The 20388-nt window shown below is 72.9% G+C and carries 16 protein-coding genes and 1 riboswitch; of the genes, 8 read left to right on the top strand and 8 right to left on the bottom strand.

Annotated elements, in window-relative coordinates; genetic code table 11:
* Positions 1-239 precede the first annotated feature (239 nt).
* The 4 genes from rlmN (at position 240) to ACFW3D_RS16620 (ending at position 5308) form a co-directional block, all read left to right on the top strand.
* On the top strand, positions 240-1346 hold the full coding sequence (gene rlmN, locus ACFW3D_RS16635; RefSeq protein ID WP_500504866.1) for a dual-specificity RNA methyltransferase RlmN: 1107 nt from the start codon (positions 240-242) through the stop codon (positions 1344-1346).
* A 67-nt stretch (positions 1347-1413) separates the two neighbouring features.
* Positions 1414-1518, top strand: a riboswitch (TPP riboswitch).
* Positions 1510-2601, top strand: coding sequence for a thiamine ABC transporter substrate-binding protein (locus ACFW3D_RS16630; RefSeq protein ID WP_500504865.1), 1092 nt, complete (start codon positions 1510-1512; stop codon positions 2599-2601). It overlaps the preceding riboswitch by 9 nt.
* Before the next feature lie 68 nt (positions 2602-2669).
* A complete protein-coding gene (locus ACFW3D_RS16625; protein ID WP_500504940.1) occupies positions 2670-4283 on the top strand; it encodes an ABC transporter permease in 1614 nt (537 codons plus the stop codon).
* Positions 4283-5308 (top strand): ABC transporter ATP-binding protein, encoded by a 1026-nt coding sequence (locus ACFW3D_RS16620; protein ID WP_500504864.1) that lies wholly within the window; start codon positions 4283-4285, stop codon positions 5306-5308. The genes ACFW3D_RS16625 and ACFW3D_RS16620 overlap by 1 nt, the downstream gene beginning before the upstream one ends.
* Before the next feature lie 735 nt (positions 5309-6043).
* On the opposite strand, the gene ACFW3D_RS16615 is transcribed toward ACFW3D_RS16620, so the two are convergent.
* The 5 genes from ACFW3D_RS16615 to ACFW3D_RS16595 all read right to left on the bottom strand — a co-directional run bounded on the left by ACFW3D_RS16615 (position 6044) and on the right by ACFW3D_RS16595 (position 11137).
* On the bottom strand, positions 6044-7165 hold the full coding sequence (locus ACFW3D_RS16615) for an LOG family protein (RefSeq protein ID WP_500504863.1): 1122 nt from the start codon (positions 7163-7165) through the stop codon (positions 6044-6046).
* 46 nt (positions 7166-7211) lie between these two features.
* Positions 7212-8366: a hypothetical protein gene (locus ACFW3D_RS16610; protein ID WP_500504862.1), complete on the bottom strand. Its 1155-nt coding sequence runs from the start codon at positions 8364-8366 to the stop codon at positions 7212-7214.
* A complete protein-coding gene (locus ACFW3D_RS16605; RefSeq protein ID WP_500504861.1) occupies positions 8348-9073 on the bottom strand; it encodes an ABC transporter ATP-binding protein in 726 nt (241 codons plus the stop codon). The genes ACFW3D_RS16610 and ACFW3D_RS16605 overlap by 19 nt, the downstream gene beginning before the upstream one ends.
* Before the next feature lie 256 nt (positions 9074-9329).
* A complete protein-coding gene (locus ACFW3D_RS16600; RefSeq protein WP_500504860.1) occupies positions 9330-10691 on the bottom strand; it encodes an aspartate aminotransferase family protein in 1362 nt (453 codons plus the stop codon).
* Between the two features lie 2 nt (positions 10692-10693).
* Complete coding sequence (locus ACFW3D_RS16595; protein ID WP_500504859.1) at positions 10694-11137, bottom strand: Lrp/AsnC family transcriptional regulator; 444 nt, start codon at positions 11135-11137, stop codon at positions 10694-10696.
* A 225-nt stretch (positions 11138-11362) separates the two neighbouring features.
* Here ACFW3D_RS16595 and ACFW3D_RS16590 point away from each other — a divergent pair, with 225 nt between their 5' ends.
* Both ACFW3D_RS16590 and ACFW3D_RS16585 read left to right on the top strand, forming a co-directional pair.
* Entirely contained in the window at positions 11363-12799 is a 1437-nt protein-coding gene (locus tag ACFW3D_RS16590) for a gamma-aminobutyraldehyde dehydrogenase (protein ID WP_500504858.1), read from the top strand.
* Between the two features lie 83 nt (positions 12800-12882).
* Positions 12883-13383 carry a hypothetical protein gene (locus tag ACFW3D_RS16585; protein ID WP_500504857.1) on the top strand — a complete coding sequence of 167 codons (501 nt, stop codon included), beginning with the start codon at positions 12883-12885 and terminating at the stop codon, positions 13381-13383.
* Between the two features lie 68 nt (positions 13384-13451).
* On the opposite strand, the gene ACFW3D_RS16580 is transcribed toward ACFW3D_RS16585, so the two are convergent.
* Both ACFW3D_RS16580 and ACFW3D_RS16575 read right to left on the bottom strand, forming a co-directional pair.
* Positions 13452-14114, bottom strand: coding sequence for a glycerophosphodiester phosphodiesterase (locus ACFW3D_RS16580; RefSeq protein ID WP_500504856.1), 663 nt, complete (start codon positions 14112-14114; stop codon positions 13452-13454).
* Positions 14102-15136: an adenosine deaminase gene (locus ACFW3D_RS16575; RefSeq protein ID WP_500504855.1), complete on the bottom strand. Its 1035-nt coding sequence runs from the start codon at positions 15134-15136 to the stop codon at positions 14102-14104. The genes ACFW3D_RS16580 and ACFW3D_RS16575 overlap by 13 nt, the downstream gene beginning before the upstream one ends.
* A 114-nt stretch (positions 15137-15250) precedes the next feature.
* Between ACFW3D_RS16575 and ACFW3D_RS16570 the strand changes: the two genes are divergently transcribed.
* Positions 15251-16840 carry a DUF4190 domain-containing protein gene (locus ACFW3D_RS16570; protein WP_500504854.1) on the top strand — a complete coding sequence of 530 codons (1590 nt, stop codon included), beginning with the start codon at positions 15251-15253 and terminating at the stop codon, positions 16838-16840.
* Between the two features lie 21 nt (positions 16841-16861).
* Here ACFW3D_RS16570 and ACFW3D_RS16565 read toward each other — a convergent pair whose 3' ends face one another.
* Complete coding sequence (locus tag ACFW3D_RS16565; protein ID WP_500504853.1) at positions 16862-18559, bottom strand: PucR family transcriptional regulator; 1698 nt, start codon at positions 18557-18559, stop codon at positions 16862-16864.
* 282 nt (positions 18560-18841) lie between these two features.
* On the opposite strand from ACFW3D_RS16565, the gene ACFW3D_RS16560 reads away from it, so the two are divergent.
* Positions 18842-20359: a gamma-aminobutyraldehyde dehydrogenase gene (locus ACFW3D_RS16560; protein ID WP_500504852.1), complete on the top strand. Its 1518-nt coding sequence runs from the start codon at positions 18842-18844 to the stop codon at positions 20357-20359.
* Positions 20360-20388: the final 29 nt, after the last annotated feature.

The following is a 20388-nucleotide window of genomic DNA, read 5'->3' as shown; positions in this document are numbered from 1 at the left end:
TCTTCATTTGCCGTCGTGCAGAACGCGGAGATCACGACGCCGATGTTCGTGGAAGCCTGCCCACGTGAAAGGCGACGGTGGCGGCAGCCTGCCGCCGTCAGGTCCGGGAAAGCGCACGAGGCCGGGCCGTACCCGGGCCGTGGACGGGTGCCGGCGTCGCCAGGGGACGTCTGAGGGTGACGGGAGCCTCACGCATCCGACCTGGGGCCGCCCAATCGATCTGCGACACTGGACGCACCATGCCTGCACCCGGAGAACTCACATTCGTCGCGCCGCGCGGAGCCAAGAGGCCGCCGCGGCACCTTGCCGATCTCTCGCCCGAGGAGCGCCGGGAGGCGGTCGCGGAGCTGGGGGAGAAGCCGTTCCGCGCCAAGCAGCTGTCGCAGCACTATTTCGCGCGGTACGCGGACGACCCCGCCGCCTGGACGGACATCCCGGCGGCGGCGCGGGGGAAGCTGGCGGAGGGGCTGCTGCCGGACCTGATGTCGGTGGTGAGGCACAGCAGCACCGACAACGACACGACGCGCAAGACGCTGTGGCGGCTGTTCGACGGGACCCTGGTCGAGTCGGTGCTGATGCGCTACCCGGACCGGGTGACGATGTGCATCAGCTCCCAGGCGGGCTGCGGCATGAACTGCCCGTTCTGCGCCACCGGCCAGGCCGGGCTGGACCGGAACCTGTCGACCGGGGAGATCGTGCACCAGATCGTGGCGGGCATGCGCTCGCTGCGGGACGGGGAGATCCCGGGCGGCCCGGCGCGGCTGTCGAACATCGTGTTCATGGGCATGGGCGAGCCGCTCGCGAACTACAAGCGTGTCGTCGGCGCCATCCGCCGGCTGACCGACCCGGAGCCGGACGGGCTGGGGCTGTCCCAGCGGGGCATCACCGTGTCGACGGTCGGGCTGGTCCCGGCGATGCTGCGCTTCGCCGACGAGGGCTTCAAGTGCCGGCTCGCGGTGTCGCTGCACGCGCCCGACGACGAGCTGCGCGACACCCTGGTGCCGGTGAACACCCGCTGGAAGGTGCGCGAGGTGCTGGACGCCGCCTGGCACTACGCGGACGTGTCCGGGCGCCGGGTCTCCATCGAGTACGCGCTGATCAGGGATATCAACGACCAGGCGTGGCGGGCCGACCTGCTGGGCCGGCTGCTCAAGGGTCGCCGGGTGCACGTCAACCTGATCCCGCTCAACCCGACCCCCGGCTCGAAGTGGACGGCCTCGCGGCCCGAGGACGAGCGGGCGTTCGTGGCGGCGCTGGAGGCGCACGGCGTGCCGGTGACCGTCCGGGACACCCGGGGGCAGGAGATCGACGGCGCCTGCGGTCAGCTGGCGGCTTCCGAGCGCTGACCTGCGCTTGCTATGGTGACGGTCGTTTGCGGCCGTTTGCCGCGACATCACGCACATCACACAAAAGAACATCCGACAGGGGAGCGCACAGAGCGCTGAGAGTGCGGCACGGCCGCAGACCCTCGGACCTGATCCGGGTCATACCGGCGTAGGGAGTCACCACATGAGCACCACCCGTCGGCGTGTGGCCGGCACCGCACTGGCCGTCGCGCTCGGAGCGAGCGCGCTCGCCGCCTGCGGCAGCGACAGCGGGGACACCGCCAAGGACAAGGGCGGTGCCACCTCCAAGACCGTCACCCTGGTCAGCCACGACTCCTTCGCCGCGTCGAAGGACGTGCTGAAGGCGTTCACCGAGCAGACCGGCTACACCGTCAAGGTGCTGCGCGGCGGCGACGCCGGCGCCGCGGTCAACCAGGCCGTGCTGTCCAAGGGCAACCCGCAGGGCGACGTCTTCTTCGGCGTCGACAACACCCTGCTGTCCCGGGCCCTCGACAACGACCTGTTCGAGCCCTACGAGGCCAAGGACCTCGACAAAGTGCCCACCGCGCTCCAGCTGGACGCCGCGAAGCACCGCGTCACCCCGATCGACTTCGGCGACGTCTGCGTCAACTACGACCGGAAGTACTTCACCGAGCACAAGCTCCCCGTGCCGGAGAGCCTCGACGACCTCGTCAAGCCCGCGTACAAGGACCTGCTGGTCACCGAGAACGCCGCCACCTCCTCCCCGGGGCTCGCCTTCCTCCTCGCCACCACCGCGAAGTACGGCGACGGGGGCTGGGAGGACTACTGGAAGAAGCTCAAGGCGAACGGCGTCCAGGTCGTCGACGGCTGGGAGCAGGCGTACTACGACACCTTCTCCGGCGCCGGCGGCGGCAAGGGCGACAGGCCGCTGGTCGTCTCGTACGCCTCCAGCCCGCCCGCCGAGGTGCTCGGGCTGAAGACGCAGCCCGAGCAGGGGCCGACCGGTGTCGCGACCGGCACCTGCTTCCGGCAGGTGGAGTTCGCCGGGCTGCTGAACGGCGCGAAGAACACCGAGGGCGGAAAGGCGCTCGTCGACTTCCTGCTGAGCCGCGCCTTCCAGGAGGACATGCCGCTCAACATGTTCGTCAACCCCGCCCGCGGCGACGCCAAGCTGCCCGAGGTCTTCACCAAGTACGCGCCGGTCGTCGCGGAACCGGCCACCGTCGCCCCGGAGAAGATCGCCGGGAACCGGGAGCAGTGGGTCAAGTCGTGGTCCTCGCTCGTGCTGAAGTAACGAAGACCGCCGGGGGCAGGCGCGCCCGGGCCGCGGCCGTCCGGCCGCTCGCCGTACGGCTCGGCCTGATGGCCGTGCCGGTCGCGTTCTTCGGGCTGTTCTTCGGGTACCCGGTCGCCGCCATCGTCGCCCGCGGGCTTCGCGAGGGCGGGCGGTGGCGGTTCGGCCGGTTCGCTGAGGTCCTGGGCGACCCCGACGTCCTGCACGTGCTGTGGTTCACCTGCTGGCAGGCGGCCGCCTCCACCGCGCTCACCTTGGTGATCGCACTGCCCGGCGCGTACGTCTTCGCCCGCTTCGACTTCCCCGGCAAGCAGCTGCTGCGCGCGGTGGTGACGGTGCCCTTCGTGCTGCCGACGGTGGTCGTCGGCTCGGCCTTCCTCGCCCTGCTGGGGCGCGGAGGGCTGCTCGACGAACTGTGGGGGGTGCGCCTGGACACCACGGTCTGGGCGATCCTCCTCGCGCACGTCTTCTTCAACTACGCCGTGGTCGTACGGACGGTGGGCGGCCTGTGGGCGCAACTCGACCCCCGGCAGGAGGAGGCCGCGCGGGTGCTGGGCGCCGGACGCCTCGCGGCCTGGCGGAAGGTGACGCTGCCCGCCCTCGCCCCGGCGGTCGCCGCGGCCGCGCTGATGGTCTTCCTCTTCACCTTCACCTCCTTCGGCGTCGTCCAGATCCTCGGCGGCCCCGCCTTCTCCACCCTGGAGGTGGAGATCTACCGCGAGACGGCGCAGTTGCTGGACCTGCCCACGGCGGCCGTGCTGACCATCGTCCAGTTCGCCGCCGTCGCGGCGATCCTCGCCGTGCACGCCGGGACCGTGCGGCGCAGGGAGAGCGCGCTGCGACTGGTGGACCCGGCCCGCACCGCGCGGCGGCCGCGCGGCGCCGGCGAGTGGGGTCTGCTGGCGGGCGTGCTCGGCGTGGCCGCGCTGCTGATCCTGCTGCCGCTGGGTGTGCTGGCCGAGCGCTCGCTGCGCGGACCCGACGGCTACGGCCTCGGCCACTACCGGGCGCTGGGCTCGGTGGCCGGCAGCGGCGGGACCTTCCTGGTGGCGCCGGTCGCCGCGATCTGGAACTCGCTCGAGTACGCGGCCGCCGCCACCGCGATCGCCCTGGTCGTCGGCGGTCTTGCCGCCGCCGCCCTCACCCGGCGGGCAGGGCGTCTCGTGCGGGGCTTCGACGCCCTGCTCATGCTGCCGCTCGGCACCTCGGCGGTGACCATCGGCTTCGGCTTCCTCATCACCCTCGACGAGCCGCCGCTCGACCTGCGCTCCTCGTGGATCCTGGTTCCGCTCGCCCAGGCGCTGGTCGGCGTGCCCTTCGTGGTGCGCACCATGCTGCCGGTGCTGCGCGCCGTGGACGACCGGCTGCGCGAGGCGGCGGCGGTGCTCGGTGCCTCCCCGCTGCGGGTGTGGCGAGAGGTGGATCTGCCGATGGTGCGGCGGGCGCTGCTGGTGGCGGCGGGCTTCGCCTTCGCCGTGTCCCTCGGCGAGTTCGGCGCCACCGTCTTCATCGCCCGCCCCGACAACCCCACCCTGCCGGTCGCGGTCGCCCGCTTCCTCGGCCGGGCCGGGGAGCTCAACTACGGCCAGGCGATGGCGCTCAGCACCGTGCTGATGCTGGTGTGCGCGGGTGCGCTGCTGGCGCTGGAACGTATCCGCATCGACAGGTCGGGGGAGTTCTGATGACCCTGCTGCGCCTGGACGGCGCCACCGTGCGCTTCGGCGGGCACACCGCCCTGGACGCCGTGGGCCTGGAGGTCGCCGAGCACGAGACGGTCTGCGTGCTCGGGCCCAGCGGCAGCGGCAAGTCCACGCTGCTGCGGGTCGTCGCCGGGCTGCAGCCGCTGCACGCCGGGCGCGTCCTGTTGGGCGACCGCGACCAGACGGGGGTGCCGGCGCACCGGCGCGGCGTGGGCCTGATGTTCCAGGACCACCAGCTCTTCCCGCAGCGCGACGTGGCCGGGAACGTCGACTTCGGTCTGCGCATGCGCGGCGCCGGTCGAGCCGAACGGGAACGCACGGTCGAGGAGTTGCTGGAGCTCGTCGGGCTGCCCGGCGCGCAGCGGCGCGCCGTCGCGTCCCTGTCCGGCGGTGAGCAGCAGCGCGTCGCCCTGGCCCGGGCGCTGGCACCGGGACCGCGGCTGCTCATGCTCGACGAGCCGCTCGGCCAGCTCGACCGGGGCCTGCGCGAGCGCCTGGTGGTCGAGTTGCGCGGGCTCTTCCGGCGGCTGGGCACCACGGTGCTGGCCGTCACGCACGACCAGAGCGAGGCCTTCGCGCTGGCCGACCGTGTCGTCGTCATGCGCGACGGCCGTGTCGAGCAGGCCGGCACGCCGCTGGAGGTGTGGCAGCGGCCCGCCTCCGAGTTCGTGGCGCGTTTCCTCGGCTTCGACAACGTGGTGCAAGCCACCGTCACCGGCGACACCGCAGACACCGCCTGGGGCAAGGTCCCCGTCCCCCTGGGCTCCCCGCAGGGCGCCGGGCGGCTGCTCGTCCGGCCCGCCGGCGTACGGCTCGTCCCGGCCTCCGACGGGCTGCGCTGCGACGTCGTCGCCCGCACCTTCCGCGGCGACCAGGTCACCCTGCTCCTGCGCCCCGACGAGGGCCCGCGGCTGGAGGCGGGTTGCGCCCTGCGCGACGCCCCCGCCGAGGGAGACACGGTCGGCGTCTCCTTCACGGCGGACGAAGTAGTGGTGCTGGGCGGGTAGACCCCGTTGAGCGGCGGGGGCCGGCGGGGCGGGGCGCGGTGGTACGGGTGGGCTGACGGGTGCGGGCGGGTGGTTCGGCTGTTCCGCCGTCTCGCGCCCTTGGGCGCAAAGCGGCGGGCTGCGGACGGGGAGGGTTGGGGCCGCTCTCGTCGGCGCGGTGCGGTTCGGTTCGTGGCCGGGGTTCAAGCGCCGGAGCGGTTCGCCTGCTCGGTGGCGGGGTCTCGTTGCAGTCCGCGGGTGCAGATGGCCGGTGGCCACGCCCACTCATGGTGGGTGGCGCGCCTGCCGTAACCTGCGTCTGCGGGTGCTTCCCCGACATCGGGCTCTGTTCCGCTGACATGTTCGGCGAAAGCAGGCCCGATCTGCCCCCGTTCGAAGACCGGGCTCTGTTCCGCCGACTATGTCGGCGAAAGCGAGCCCGATCTCTCGCAGACCGCCCAACAGCACCCCGAATCAGCCGCAGACGCCGGTAACGGCGGGCGCGCCCACCACTCACCGAAGGCGTGGAAGCGGCCATCTGCACCCGCGGACGGCGACGAGACCCGCGCCATCCCCGAGGCAACCCGCTCCGGCGCCTGAACACCGCCGACAACCGGCCCGCACACCGCCGAGGAGAGGCGCCCCCGCCCTCCCCGTCCGCAGCCGGCATCCTTGCGCCCGAAGGGCGCGAGACGGCACGACAGCAGACCGCGGTGGGAGCCCCGCCCCGGTGCCGTGCGGACCCCCGAGTACGCCCTAACCCCGCGTCAGACGTTCCAGGGCCTCCGGGGCCTCCTCGACGGAGTCGACGAGCGCGATGCGCGACTCCATGGAGCGGCCTTCGGCGAGCGCCTGGAGGAGGGGCCACGCCGGCAGGCGCCGGGTCCAGTGGTCGCGGTCGACCAGCACCATGGGGCGCGGGGTGCCGTTGGACTCGTAGTAGTTCGGCGTGGTGTTGTCGAAGATCTCCTGGACGGTGCCCGCGGCGCCCGGCAGGAAGACGACCCCGGCGTTGCAGCGGGCCAGCAGCCCGTCCTCGCGGGTGGCGTTGGCGAAGTACTTGGCGATGTGCGCGGCGAAGGCGTTCGGCGGCTCATGGCCGTAGAACCACGTCGGCACACCGATGGAGGCGCCGCCGTTTCGCCAGCGGTCGCGCACGTCGAAGGCGGCGCGCGCCCAGTCCGTGACGGAAGGGCGGAAGGAGGGGACCTTGGCCACCGTCTCCAGGGCCTCGGCGAGCATCGCGTCGTCGAAAGGCGCGGCGTAGGCGCCGAGGTTGGCCGCCTCCATCGCGCCGGGCCCGCCGCCCGTGGCCACGGCCAGGCCCTTGCGGGCCAGCGCCCGGCCGAGGCGGGCGGCGCCCGCGTACGCGTCGGTGCCGCGCTCCATGGCGTGACCGCCCATGACGCCCACGACGCGGGCGCCCATGACGAGTTCGTCGAAGGCGTCGGAGACCGCGTCGTCGTGAATGCTGCGGAGCATCGACGCGTAGATGTCGCGGCTGCCCCGGGTGCGCAGGAACCACTGGTAGGCACGGGCGTCCGGCGTCGCCTCGTAGCCGTCGTCGAGGAGGCCCTCGAACAGCGCGTCGGGGCTGTAGAGCGAGCCCCGGTACGGGTCGAAGGGCAGGTCCGGCACCGGGGGGAAGACCGTGGCGCCGGCGGCGCGGACGTGGGCGGCGGCCTCGGGTTCCATCGGGCAGCCCAGGAAGACGGTCTCGGCCGTGTCGGCGGACGTCAGGTCGGGCGTACGGGTCGTCAGGTCGACGGACTGGACGCGGTATCCGCGCAGCGAGCCCGACGCGGCGACGCGGTCGAACTCCTCGAGGGTCTCTATCTCGTGATCGTTCGGATCGTTCGGCGACAGCACGCCCGTCACCCTAGCGCCCGCGGCGGGGGCCGCCGCCGCGGGGTTCCGCAGGGAGCTACGGCAGGGGCAGGGTGCCCAGGTGGGCGACGAGCAGGGTCAGCGGCAGTACGACGCCGAGGATCGCGAGGGACCGAACGGCGGCCGCGTTGCGCAGAAGGGCGGCGGGTGCGCCGAGCCGGGTGAGGGCGGCGGTGGCCGGACGGCGGGCGCGCTTGGCGTCCACGGTCGCGGTCAGGGCGGTCGCGACCGCCGACAGGACGACCAGGACGGCGCCCAGCGCGGTGAGCGGTCCGACGGGGTGGGCCACGGCCCCGAGCCGGTCGCTGCCGGCGAGGGCGGTGGCGGCCACCGCGCACAGCGCGCCCAGCGGACGGCCCACGAGCGTCGCCTCCTCCTGGAGCGCGCGGCCCGCCAGCAGCCGCAGGGCACCGGGCCGGTACGCCGCCAGCAGCCGTCCGCACAGGTGGACCAGGCCCGGCATGGCCAGCACCATGCCGGTGGCCGTCAGCAGCCAGCCGCCGACGACGGGCGCGGCGGCGTGGCCGAGGCCGCCCGGCAGCGGGAGCGTGCCGCCGGCAACGGGGGCGCCGGAGTCCCCGGCCGAGGAGATCTGCACGGCCAGGCCGATCGACACGAGCGCGACCCCCCACGGCAGGCCGACCGGCGTACGGCCTTCACGGGCGGCGGACTCCTTCTGACGGGATCGCCGCGGCCGCAGCACGACCGCGGCCGAGACCGCCGCGGCCAGCGGCAGCGTGGCCAGCAGCGTCAGCGCGCCCGCGAGCGGCAGCTCCCGGTCCGCGCCCAGCGCCTCGGCGGCACCGGTGACGTGCGGGCCGGGCAGGTCACCGCGGAGGAAGAGGAAGCCCGCGAGCGCGATCAGCACGCCCAGGCCGCAGTTGAGGGCGGAGCTCGCCGCGGCCAGCAGGGGCAGCCCGTGCCGGCCGAGCCCGGCGGCGGCCAGGCCCGCGTGCAGCCGTCCGCTCGGCTCCGTACGGGCCACGAGCACCGACAGGTGCACGGTGGCGGCGAACGGCACAGCGCACCACAGCAGCCGCAGCAGGCCGTCCGGGGCGTCCTCGGGGTGCGCGAGGGCGTGCCCGAGCACGGCGAGCAGCAGGAACCCGCTGCCCGCGGCCGCGGCCACGACCAGCAGCCGGCGCAGCAGCACCTCCGGCCGGGAGCCGAGGGCTACACGGAGGCTGAGCACGAGTCGGCGTCCTCCCGCTCCTGTTGGGGCATGCCGGCGACGAAGCGGCCGTCGACGAGGCTGACGACCCGGTCGGCGAGGGAGACGACCTCGGGTTCGTTGGAGGCCAGTACGACGGTGATGCCGTGCGAGCGGGCGGCGCTCGTCAGCATGCGCAGCACCTGGGCGCGGTCGGCGCGGTGCAGCGGCGCGGTCGGCTCGTCGGCGAAGACCACCGACGGCCGGTTGACCAGGGCGCGGGCGATCGCCACCCGCTGCCGCTCGGCCTGCAGCAGCCGGCCGGGCCGCTTGCGGGCGGCCCCGCCGATGTCCAGCCGGTCCAGCCACTCCTGCGCTTCTGCCCGGGCCGTGCGGTACGGGACGCCGCACAGCAGGAGCGGCAGCGCGGCGTTCTCCCGGACGGTCAGTTCGGGCAGCAGCTGCGGGCTGCTGTCGATCCAGCCGAAGCGCTCACGGCGCAGCCGCTCGCGGGCCGTCACGCCCAGGGTGTGCACGGGGGAACTGTTGAACCACACCTCGCCCTGCTCGGGGAGCAGTTCGCCGGACAGGCAGCGCAGCAGGGTGGTCTTCCCGGCGCCGTGCGGGCCGAGGACGCCGAGGATCTCGCCCTCCCGCACGCCCAGGGACACACCGAGCAGGGCGGGTGAGCGGTCGTGCGTGTGGCGCAGGCCGCGGGCCCACAGCACGTCGTTGTCGGGTGGGTTCACGTTGGCCTCTAACGAACGCGGGGAGTCCGGGTCACTGCGGCACCGTACGTGCCGCGGGGCCCCCGTCCGCGGTCACCGGGGCGCGTTTCCCCGCCGCGGCCACTCGTGCGGCGTAGCGCACGAGGCGCGTCGTCCGGGGTTCCCGCCCGCCTCGCCGGGAACGCCGGCGGGCCGGGGCACGCGGTGTGCGTGCCCCGGCCCACAGGTGCTTTCGGCGAGCGGCCCGCAGGCGAACCGAGCCCTCACACAGGAAGGCTCAGAGCTTGGTCCAGGCCTCCGTGAGGACGGTGCGCAGGACGCCCTCGATCTCGTCGAACGTCGACTGGTCGGCGATCAGCGGCGGCGCGAGCTGGACGACCGGGTCGCCGCGGTCGTCGGCGCGGCAGTAGAGGCCGTTCTCGAAGAGCGCCTTGCTGAGGAAGCCGTACAGGACGCGCTCGGTCTCCTCGTCGGTGAAGGTCTCCTTGGTGACCTTGTCCTTCACCAGCTCGATCCCGTAGAAGAAGCCGTTCCCGCGGACGTCGCCGACGATCGGCAGGTCGTGGAGCTTCTCCAGGGTGGCGCGGAAGGCGCCCTCGTTGTCGAGAACGTGCTGGTTGAGCTGCTCGCGCTCGAAGATGTCGAGGTTGGCCAGGGCGACCGCCGACGACACCGGGTGGCCGCCGAAGGTGTAGCCGTGCAGGAAGGTGTTGTCGCCCTTGTAGAAGGGCTCGGCGACGCGGTCGGAGATGATGCAGGCGCCGATGGGGGAGTAGCCCGAGGTCATGCCCTTGGCGCAGGTGATCATGTCCGGGACGTAGCCGAACTTGTCGCAGCCGAACATCGTGCCGAGCCGGCCGAAGGCGCAGATGACCTCGTCGGAGACGAGCAGCACGTCGTACTGGTCGCAGATCTCGCGGACCCGCTGGAAGTACCCGGGCGGGGGCGGGAAGCAGCCGCCGGCGTTCTGCACCGGCTCCAGGAAGACGGCCGCGACGGTGTCGGGACCCTCGAAGAGGATCTGCTGCTCGATCTGGTCGGCGGCCCAGCGGCCGAAGGCCTCGGGGTCGTCGCCGAAGAGCGGAGCGCGGTAGATGTTGGTGTTGGGCACCTTGTGGGCGCCGGGGACCAGCGGCTCGAAGGGGGCCTTCAGGCCCGGCAGGCCGGTGATGGACAGGGCGCCCTGCGGGGTCCCGTGGTAGGCGACGGCGCGCGAGATGACCTTGTACTTGGTCGGCTTGCCCTTGAGCTTGAAGTACTGCTTGGCGAGCTTCCAGGCGGTCTCGACGGCCTCGCCGCCGCCGGTGGTGAAGAAGACCTTGTTGAGGTCGCCGGGGGCGTAGTCGGCCAGGCGCTCGGCGAGCTCGACCGCCTTCGGGTGGGCGTAGCTCCACACCGGGAAGAAGGCGAGCTCCTGGGCCTGCTTGTAGGCCGTCTCCGCGAGCTCCACGCGGCCGTGGCCGGCGTTGACCACGAACAGCCCCGCGAGGCCGTCGATGTACCGCTTGCCCTTGTCGTCGTAGATGTACGTGCCCTCGCCGCGCACGATGGTCGGCACAGGGGCGTTCTCGTACGACGACATGCGGGTGAAGTGCATCCACAGGTGGTCGTACGCGGTCTTGGAAAGGTCCGCGCTCATGGCTATCTGGTTCCCCAGGTGTAGGTCTGCTTCCGGAGCTTGAGGTAGACGAAGCTCTCGGTGGACCGCACGCCGGGCAGCGTGCGGATCCGCTTGTTGATCGTCTCCAGGAGATGGTCGTCGTCCTCGCAGACGATCTCGATCAGCAGATCGAAGGAGCCCGCGGTCACGACGACGTACTCGACCTCCGTCATCTCCGCGAGAGCGTCGGCGACGTGTTCGATGTCGCCCTCGACGTTGATGCCGACCATCGCCTGTCGCCGGAACCCCACGGTGAGCGGGTCGGTGACGGCGACGATCTGCATGACGCCCTGGTCGAGCAGCTTCTGGACGCGCTGGCGCACGGCCGCCTCCGACAGGCCCACGGCCTTGCCGATGGCGGCGTACGGACGCCTGCCGTCCTCCTGGAGCTGTTCGATGATCGCCTTGGAGACGGAATCGATCACGAAGGCACCGTTGGCGCCCCTGTGATCCGGAGTACGAGTGGCCACGCACCCCACTGTGCACGAGAGGTCAGCCGTCACGCAACCCCCGATCGATGAAATCCGTGGTTTGGGGGCCTGAATCTCACGGAATCCATTGTTTCGGAGTTTCGGCTATGTCGAATACGGCAGTGCTGCAGGTAGGCTGGTGGCCGTCTCACACATCGGACAGGAACAGGGAGAGGTGCAGTGAGCGAGCTCCGTACCTTGCGCAACCACATCAACGGAGAATTCCGCGACGCCGCCGACGGGCGCACCACCGACGTGGTGAACCCCGCCACCGGCGAGGTCTACGCGACCGCGCCGCTCTCCGCCGCCGCCGATGTCGACGCGGCCATGGCCGCGGCCGCGGCCGCCTTCCCGGCCTGGCGCGACACGACGCCCTCCGAGCGCCAGAAGGCGCTGCTGAAGATCGCCGACGCCTTCGAGGCGCGCGCGGACGAGCTGGTGGCCGTCGAGAGCGAGAACACCGGCAAGCCGATCGGGCTGACGGCCAGCGAGGAGATCCCTCCGATGGTCGACCAGATCCGCTTCTTCGCGGGTGCCGCCCGCCTGCTCGAGGGCCGCTCGGCCGGCGAGTACATGGAGGGCATGACCTCGATCGTGCGCCGCGAGCCGGTGGGCGTCTGCGCCCAGGTGGCCCCGTGGAACTACCCGATGATGATGGCCGTGTGGAAGTTCGCGCCGGCCATCGCCGCGGGCAACACGGTCGTGCTGAAGCCCTCGGACACCACCCCGGCCTCCACCGTGCTGATCGCCGAGATCATCGCCGGGATCCTGCCCAAGGGCGTCTTCAACGTCGTCTGCGGCGACCGCGAGACGGGCCGGCTGATGGTCGAGCACCCGACCCCGGCGATGGCCTCCATCACCGGCTCGGTCCGCGCCGGCATCCAGGTGGCCGGCAGCGCCGCCAAGGACGTCAAGCGGGTCCACCTGGAGCTCGGCGGCAAGGCCCCGGTCGTGGTCTTCCAGGACACCGACATCGCCAAGGCGGTCGAGGACATCGCCGTCGCCGGCTACTTCAACGCCGGCCAGGACTGCACCGCCGCCACCCGCGTCCTGGTGCACGAGTCCATCCACGACGAGTTCGTCTCCCAGCTCGCCAAGGCCGCCGCCGACACCAAGACCGGCGCCGCGGACGACGAGGACGTGCTGTACGGCCCGCTGAACAACGCCAACCAGCTCGCCCAGGTCACCGGCTTCATCGAGCGCCTCCCGGCGCACGCCAAGGTCGAGGCGGGCGGCCACCGGGTCGGCGAGAAGGGCTACTTCTACGCCCCGACCGTCGTCTCCGGCCTCAAGCAGGACGACGAGATCATCCAGAACGAGGTCTTCGGGCCGGTCATCACCGTCCAGTCCTTCTCCGACGAGGACCAGGCCGTCGAGTGGGCGAACGGCGTCGAGTACGCCCTGGCCTCCTCGGTGTGGACCAAGGACCACGCCCGTGCGATGCGCATGTCCAAGCGCCTCGACTTCGGCTGCGTGTGGATCAACACCCACATCCCGCTCGTCGCCGAGATGCCGCACGGCGGCTTCAAGAAGTCCGGTTACGGCAAGGACCTCTCCGCCTACGGCTTCGAGGACTACACCCGCATCAAGCACGTCATGACGTCCCTGGACGGCTGACGCCGCAGGGCGCGAGCCCACGCCACGGCCCCGGCGCGACCCCCGTGTCCGGGGCCGCGGCATGCGCGCGTACGCTCCGGACCATGGAGGATCGAAGATCTCTTGAACAGCGCATTCGCGCCTGGCTCGTTGTCTTCGTGGTGTGCCTGGTGCTGAGCGGCGCGACGGCGTTCCCGCTGGTGCACGAGGTGCGTTGGGTGGACGGCTGGGGTCTGCCCGGGGCCGTCGGCGACTGGATCTCCCGCGTGCGGGAGGGGCTGGACGCCACCGACGCGAAGTACCCGTTCATGCTCTACGGCACGGACTGGCTCGCCTTCGCCCACCTGGTGATCGCCGTCGCGTTCTACGGCGTCTGGCGCGACCCGGTGCGCAACGTGTGGATCGTGGAGTGGGCGATGATCGCCTGCGTCGGGATCATCCCGCTCGCCGCGATCTGCATTCCGCTGCGCGGCCTGCCGCTGTGGTGGATGCCGGTCGACATGGCCTTCGGCGTCTTCGGGATCGTGCCGCTGCTGGTCCTGCGTCGGATGATCAAGAGGCTGGAGCGTTCCGGTACGGTGTCGGCCGTGCCGGCCGGGGCCTGACGGGCCGTCGGCCACGACGTCGAGGGGGTGCGGCCCCGCGGCCGGACCCCCCGCCGTGTGCCGGAGGCTCAGCGGGCGCCGAGCTCCGCGCGCAGCACGTCGATGCGGTTGCTCGTGACCGCGTCCACGCCGAGCCGCTCCAGCCGCCGCATCGTCCGGCGCAGGTCCACCGTCCACGCGCCGACCAGCAGCCCCTCGCCGCGCGCCCACTCCACCAGGGGCGCGCGCACCAGCCCGAAGCGCAGGTTGATCCAGCGCGGCCGCAGCTCCGCGAGCAGCAGCGGGGGCACGGGCGCCGAGGTCTTCCAGGTCAGCGCGATCTCGGCGGCCGGGTCGCGGTCCCGGACCGCCAGCACGGCGGCCGCCTCGCCGCAGTAGTACGTACGGTCCCCGGCGCCCGCGTCCCGGACCGCGGAGAGCACCGGGCCCGCGGACTCCGGCAGGGTGAGGTCGACCAGGGCGCGACAGCCGTCGACCGCGGCCAGCGCCTCGTACAGCGTCGGGACGTCCGGCGGCAGCCGGTCGGCGGCGAGGCCCGCGACGGCGGACTCCACCCCCCACAGCCGCTTGAGCGTGGGGTCGTGGAGCAGCACCGGCACCCCGTCGCGGGTCAGGCGCACGTCCATCTCCACCGCGTCCGCCCCCGCGCGCAGCGCGCTGCGCAGCGAGGGCAGGGTGTTCTCGCGGTGGCGGTACGGGTCGCCCCGGTGGGCGATCGCTAGCGCTGCCATCCCGCCAGGTACGAGTCGATCTCGGCGGTGAGCTTCGCCTTGCCGGGGGCGTCGAGGAAGGATGCCTCGACGGCGTTCCTGGCGAGCTGGGCCAGGCCGCCCTCGTCGAGCTGCAGCAGCCGCGCGGCCACCGCGTACTCGGTGTTGAGGTCGGTGCCGAACATCGGCGGGTCGTCGCTGTTGACGGTGACGAGCACGCCCGCGGCCACCATCTCCTTGATCGGGTGCTCGTCGAGCGTGGCCACGGCGCGGGTGGCGATGTTGGAGGTCGGGCAGACCTCCAGCGGGATGCGGTGCTCGGCCAGGTGGTCCAGCAGGCGCGGGTCCTGGGTGGCGCTGGTGCCGTGGCCGATGCGCTCGGCGCCCAGCTCACGCAGGGCGTCCCAGATCGTCTGCGGGCCGGTGGTCTCGCCCGCGTGCGGCACGCTGTGCAGGCCCACGGCGCGGGCCCGGTCGAAGTACGGCTTGAACTGCGGCCGCGGCACACCGATCTCGGGCCCGCCCAGACCGAAGCTGACCAGCCCGTCCGGCTGCAGCTCGGTGGCGATGCGCGCGGTCTCCTCGGCGGAGGCCAGCCCGGCCTCGCCCGGGATGTCGAAGCACCAGCGCAGCACGATGCCGAACTCCGCCTCGGCCGCCTTGCGGGCGTCCTCGATCGCCTCCACGAACGCCCGGTCCGGGATGCCGCGGCGGACCGAGCTGTACGGGGTCACGGTCAGCTCGGCGTAGCGGATGTTCTGCCGCACCATGTCGCGGGCGACCTCGTACGTCAGCAGGCGCACGTCCTCCGCGTCGCGGATCAGGTCGACGACGGAGAGGTAGACCTCGATGAAGTGGGCGAAGTCCCGGAAGCTGAAGTACTCGGCGAGGGCGGCGGGGTCGGTGGGCACCTTGGAGTCCGGGTGCCGCGCGGCCAGCTCCGCCACGATGCGGGGTGAGGCCGAGCCGACGTGGTGCACGTGGAGCTCGGCCTTCGGGAGCCCCGCGATGAAGGCGTCGAGGGGTGACGCGTTGTCGGACATGTGGTGATCCTCCTGCGGGCTGGTCGGCGACCGCCATCGTAAACACGAAATTGCCTCTGTCCGGTGTCTTCGCAGGCCATAGCATTGCCCGACGTAGCCACCAGGAAGGCAGCGATGTCCCACGACCCCGAGAACCCGACGCCGCGCGATGCCGCGAGCGACACCCCCGCAGCGGCGGCCCCGTCGTCCTCGGCGGCCCCGGCGGCGGACGCACACCCCGCCTCCGACTTCGAGCTGCCCGCCCCGGCGCCTGTGGCGCCGCACGACACCCCGGTGCCGGGGCCTGCGGACGCCTCGCCCGCGGACGCCGTGCCTGCGGAGGACGGCGTGGCGGTTGCCGACGACGGCGGCACGGAGGTTTCGGGGAGCGTGGCTCCGGCGGATGCCGCGCCGTCCGCCGGCGCGACGGTTGCCGACGTACCGGTCGCGGACGCCGGGGACGAGGGAACGAAGGCGCCGGGAACAGCGGCTCCCGCTCCCGTGGATGCCGCCCCCTCCGCTGACGTGCCCGGCGCCGCCGCGGCGGTGACCGATCCTTTCGCCGCCCAGGCCGCCCAGGCAGAGCCTGTCGTGCCGCCCGTGGCGGTGCCCGGGCCGCGCGATCCGTGGGCGCCGCCGGTACCGGTCGCTCCCGGGTACGGGCAGCCCGGTGCGCCGGCCGGGTACAACCCCTGGGCGCCGCCCGTCCCGCAGCCGCCGCAGGAGAACGTGACGCTGACCAAGCGCCCGGTGCCCGAGGACGCGCCCGCGCCCGGTCCGGCGGATCAGCCGCGCGATCCATGGGCCCCGCCCGCCCCGGACGCGGCGGCGACCGTGCCCCCGCAGCCGCCCCACACCACCTTCCCCGGTTACGCCGGACCCCCCGGGCCGCCCGGTTACCCGGCATACCCGGCGTACCCCGGATACCCCGCGCAACCCGGATTCCCCGCGCAACCGGGCTACCCCGGATACCCCGCCCACCCCGGCTACGCGATGGGCCCGTACGGCGGATGGGCGCCGCCCGTCGCCCGCAACGGCATCGGGCTGACGGCGATGATCCTGGGCATCGTGGCCGCCGTCCTGGCCGTCTCCTGCTTCGGGTCCTTCCTCGGCCTCCCGCTCGGCATCGCGGCCCTCGCCTGCGGCATCGTCGGTCTGCGGATCGCCCGCCGCGGCGAGGCGACCAACCGGCCGCAGGCGATGACCGGTCTGATCCTCGGGATCATCTCCGTCCTCCTGTCGGGCGCCATGATCGCCCTGCTGGTCGGCGGGATCGACGACGGCTGGTTCGACGGACGGGGCGACGACCTCATCACCTCGCGGAACGGCGACTGGGAGGAACCGCTGGACGTCGACGGCACCGCGGTCTACGACGACGGGGTCCACGTCACGCTGACGGACGTCGAGCGGACGACCGTCCTCCCGAACAGCGAGCTCGAGGGCGGGGCCGCCGTCACCTTCTCCATCGAGCTGGAGAACACCGGCGACGTCACCGCCGACCTGGGCGACAGCGAGATCTCGGCCTACGCGGACGACTCCGGGGAGGAGACCCTGCGCGACCTGACCACCGGCGTGGGCCTGCCCGAGGAACTGGAGCCGGGGGAGCGCGCGACGAGGGAGATCACCGTGGTCGTGCCGGAGGACGACGAGGACGGCACCTTCCAGGTCGAGGTCGCCCCCGGTTTCGACTACGACTACACCTACTGGAACCTGGACGTGCCGTAGGCCCCGCACCGCCGTGCGGGCTCAGCGCCGCACGGCGTCCAGCGCCAGCAGGGCCACGTGCAGCGACAGGCAGGACTCGACCTGGTCCAGGTCGATGCCGAGGACGCGCTCGACGCGGTGCAGCCGGTCGTAGAAGGAGGGCCGCGACAGGTGCGCCGCGTCGGCCGCGGCCGACTTGTTGCGGCCGGCGTCCAGGTAGACGGTGAGGATCCGGACCAGGTCCGTGCCGTGCTCGGCGTCGTACGCGAGCAGCGGCCCGAGCTCGCGCTCGACGTACGTCTGCAGCCGCGCGTCGTCGCGCAGCAGGTGCAGCAGGCCGCGCAACCGGACGTCCGGCAGCCGGTAGTAGGCCCGCCCGCCGCCCGCCACCATCCTCTTCTCGGAGGGCTGCGCCCTGCCGCCCTCGCCGCGGCCGCCGTGCATCGCGGCGTCCGCGACCTGGGCCGCCTCCAGCAGGGTGCGGCGGGCGTCGCGCAGCGAGCCGACCGAGGAGCCGGCCGCCATGACGAAGGCGGGGCCGCCGTCGGGGGCGGGCTCGGTCAGCCGGGTGAGCGCGGCGGCGAAGTCCTCCAGCGCCGTGTGCTCGTGGTCGGACGGGCCGAGGGAGACCAGCACCCCGACGCCGCCGTCGTCGAGGGTGCCGGTGAGCGCGGTCAGCCCCCGCTCGCGTACGGCCTGGGCCGCCGTCTCGGTGAAGTCCCGCAGCCGGGCCTGTGCCTCCAACGCGGCCGAGACCGGACCGCCGCGCAGCCGCAGCATGACGCCGACCAGCCGCCTGCCCTCCAGCGGCACGCCCAGCGCCCGGGCGCGCAGCGCCACGTCGGAGACGGTCAGGGCGTGGGTGAGGATGCCGGAGAGCAGGGTGCGGTGGGTCTGCCGTTCCAGGGACTCCCGGTCGCGTTCCAGCAGCCGGTTGAGCGCGAGGGTGGCCGCGCCCCGCTCCAGCAGCACGCTGTGCCGGTGCGGGCGTTCGTCCGGTGCAGGCCCGTCGTCGGGCGCGGGCTCGGCGACGATCACCAGCCTGCCCCAGTCCCGGCCGCGCGCCCCGACGGCGGTGACCAGCCAGCCGGTTCGCGGGTCGTGGCCGGTGCGCCCGGCCGGGTGGACGCCGCGGCTGCGCCGCTCCCAGCCGTCGAGCAGGGCCTCGGGGTCGTGGCCCGCCGGGTCGAAGGCGAGCACCTGGTGGGAGAGGTTCTCCAGCACGACGGGCGCGCCCGCCATCCGGGCCACCTCGCGGACGACCTCGTCGGGCTCCGCGCCCTCGACGGACAGTTCGTTGAAGGTCTGGTGCACCGCCTCCGAGGCGCGCAGCTCGGTCAGCTGGGCGTCGACGACGTGGGCGTGCACGGCCTCGGTCACCGCGACGAAGCGCACCTCGGTACGGAGGGCCACCAGCGGCAGCCCGCGCCGTTCCGCGGCGCGGACCAGGGGGCGGGGGAGGACGTCCGCGTAGCGCCGGCCGAGCTCGACGACGAGGCCCGCGGCGCCGACGTCGGCGAGGCCGTCGATGTAGTGCGCCAGGGACTCCTTGTCGTCGGGCAGCATCACGCCCGTGGTGAGGACCAGCTCGCCCCCGCGGAGCATGCCGGCGATGTCGGCCAGCTCGCTGATGTGCACCCAGCGGACCGGGCGCTGCAGCCCTTCGGAGCCCGCGACGACCTGCGGCGAACCGCGCCTGAGCACGTCCAGTTCCAGGACCTCGGCGACGGTGGGGAACACGGGTGACCTCCGGGGCGGAACGGGGCGGTACGTCGTGCCACCGTAACTCCAGGGTGTAAAGGCCCCCGTGGCACGGCATGCGATGTGTCGGTTGCCCCGCGTACGCGGGGCCCGGCATCGTCCATCGTGACGATGTGGTGCGTGCCGCCAGGCGAACACAGAATTCGTCGCGTAACCAAAAGGCAACAACGGAATCACTTGTTGGGGCGAGCCTACTCTGTCAGGATCGTCCACCAATCCAAGCTTTGGCCACGCCGCCGAGCGGAGTGCGAGGAGAAGACGATGGACCTCAGCGCGAACGGCGAGTTCGATGTGCGGGAGCGTTTCGCCGAGGGGGCCCAGTACATCGGCGGAACCCTGCGGAGCGGCACTTCGGGCCGGCCGCACCCCGTGGTCGACCCGGCCACCGGCGGGACCGTGTACTCCTTCGAACTCGCGGGCACCGCCGACGTGGACGCCGCCGTCGCCGCCGCCGCGCGGGCACTGCCCGGCTGGGCCGGTGCCACCCCCGGTGAGCGCTCCGACGCGATGCACCGCTTCGCCGCCGTCCTCGCCGGGCGGGCCGCCGAGTTCGCGTACGCCGAGTCGCTGCAGTGCGGCAAGCCGCTCCGGCTGACCACGGAGTTCGACGTGCCGGGCACGGTCGACAACACGGCCTTCTTCGCGGGCGCCGCCCGCCACCTGGAGGGCAGGGCGGCGGGGGAGTACTCCGGCGACCACACCTCCTACGTGCGGCGCGAGCCCGTCGGCGTCGTGGGCTCCATCGCGCCGTGGAACTACCCGCTGCAGATGGCCGCCTGGAAGGTCCTCCCGGCGATCGCCGCGGGCAACACCATCGTGCTCAAGCCGGCCGAACTGACCCCGCTGACCTCGCTGATGTTCGCCCAGGCGGCGACCGAGGCGGGCATCCCGGCGGGCGTGGTCAACGTCGTCACCGGCGCGGGGAAGGAGGCGGGCGAGCACCTGGTGGGGCACCCGGACGTCGCGATGACCTCCTTCACCGGCTCCACGGCGGTGGGCAGGCGCGTGGCGGAGATCGCCACCGCCACCGTCAAGCGGCTCCACCTGGAGCTCGGCGGCAAGGCGCCCTTCGTCGTCTTCGACGACGCCGACCTGGAGGCGGCCGTCCACGGCGCGGTCGCCGGCGCCCTGATCAACACCGGCCAGGACTGCACCGCCGCGACGCGCGCCTATGTGCAGCGTCCCCTCTACGAGGCCTTCGTCGCCGGTGTCGCCGACCTCTTCGCCGGTATCCGGGTGGGCGACCCGTTCGACGCCAAGACCGATCTCGGGCCGCTCATCTCCCACGTCCAGCGCGACCGCGTCGCCGGTTTCGTGGAGCGCGCCCGCTCCTACGCCACCGTCGTCACCGGCGGCGAGGCCCCCGCCTCGCCCGGCGCGTTCTACCGGCCCACGCTGGTGACCGGCGCCGCGCAGGACAGCGAGATCGTCCAGTCCGAGATCTTCGGGCCGGTACTGGTCGTGCTGCCGTTCGACAGCGATGATGAGGGCCTGGCCCTGGCCAACGACACGCCGTACGGCCTGGCCGCGTCCGCATGGACCCGTGACGTCTTCCGCGCGGGCCGTGCCACCCGGGAGATCAAGGCGGGGTGCGTCTGGGTCAACGACCACATCCCGATCATCAGCGAGATGCCGCACGGGGGGTACAAGGCCTCCGGGTACGGCAAGGACATGTCGGCGTACTCCCTGGAGGAGTACACGCAGGTCAAGCACGTGATGTACGACAACACCGCGGTCGCCAGGAAGGCCTGGCACCGCACGATCTTCGGCGACCGCTGACCCCTCGGCCGCTCGCCCCTCCGGGACCG

This window comes from Streptomyces sp. NPDC058864, from assembly GCF_042742985.1.
In the GTDB taxonomy this organism is placed as follows: Bacteria; Actinomycetota; Actinomycetes; order Streptomycetales; family Streptomycetaceae; genus Actinacidiphila.
This window is presented reverse-complemented; position numbering and strand designations above follow the sequence as displayed.

What these genes read in the sequence shown, in the direction of transcription:
- rlmN (WP_500504866.1), top strand. Translation starts at nt 240, where the DNA reads ATGCCTGCACCCGGAGAACTCACATTCGTCGCGCCGCGCGGAGCCAAG.
- ACFW3D_RS16630 (WP_500504865.1), top strand. Translation starts at nt 1,510, where the DNA reads ATGAGCACCACCCGTCGGCGTGTGGCCGGCACCGCACTGGCCGTCGCG.
- ACFW3D_RS16625 (WP_500504940.1), top strand. Translation starts at nt 2,670, where the DNA reads ATGGCCGTGCCGGTCGCGTTCTTCGGGCTGTTCTTCGGGTACCCGGTC.
- ACFW3D_RS16620 (WP_500504864.1), top strand. Translation starts at nt 4,283, where the DNA reads ATGACCCTGCTGCGCCTGGACGGCGCCACCGTGCGCTTCGGCGGGCAC.
- ACFW3D_RS16600 (WP_500504860.1), bottom strand. Translation starts at nt 10,691, where the DNA reads ATGAGCGCGGACCTTTCCAAGACCGCGTACGACCACCTGTGGATGCAC.
- ACFW3D_RS16585 (WP_500504857.1), top strand. Translation starts at nt 12,883, where the DNA reads ATGGAGGATCGAAGATCTCTTGAACAGCGCATTCGCGCCTGGCTCGTT.
- ACFW3D_RS16580 (WP_500504856.1), bottom strand. Translation starts at nt 14,114, where the DNA reads ATGGCAGCGCTAGCGATCGCCCACCGGGGCGACCCGTACCGCCACCGC.
- ACFW3D_RS16575 (WP_500504855.1), bottom strand. Translation starts at nt 15,136, where the DNA reads ATGTCCGACAACGCGTCACCCCTCGACGCCTTCATCGCGGGGCTCCCG.
- ACFW3D_RS16570 (WP_500504854.1), top strand. Translation starts at nt 15,251, where the DNA reads ATGTCCCACGACCCCGAGAACCCGACGCCGCGCGATGCCGCGAGCGAC.
- ACFW3D_RS16560 (WP_500504852.1), top strand. Translation starts at nt 18,842, where the DNA reads ATGGACCTCAGCGCGAACGGCGAGTTCGATGTGCGGGAGCGTTTCGCC.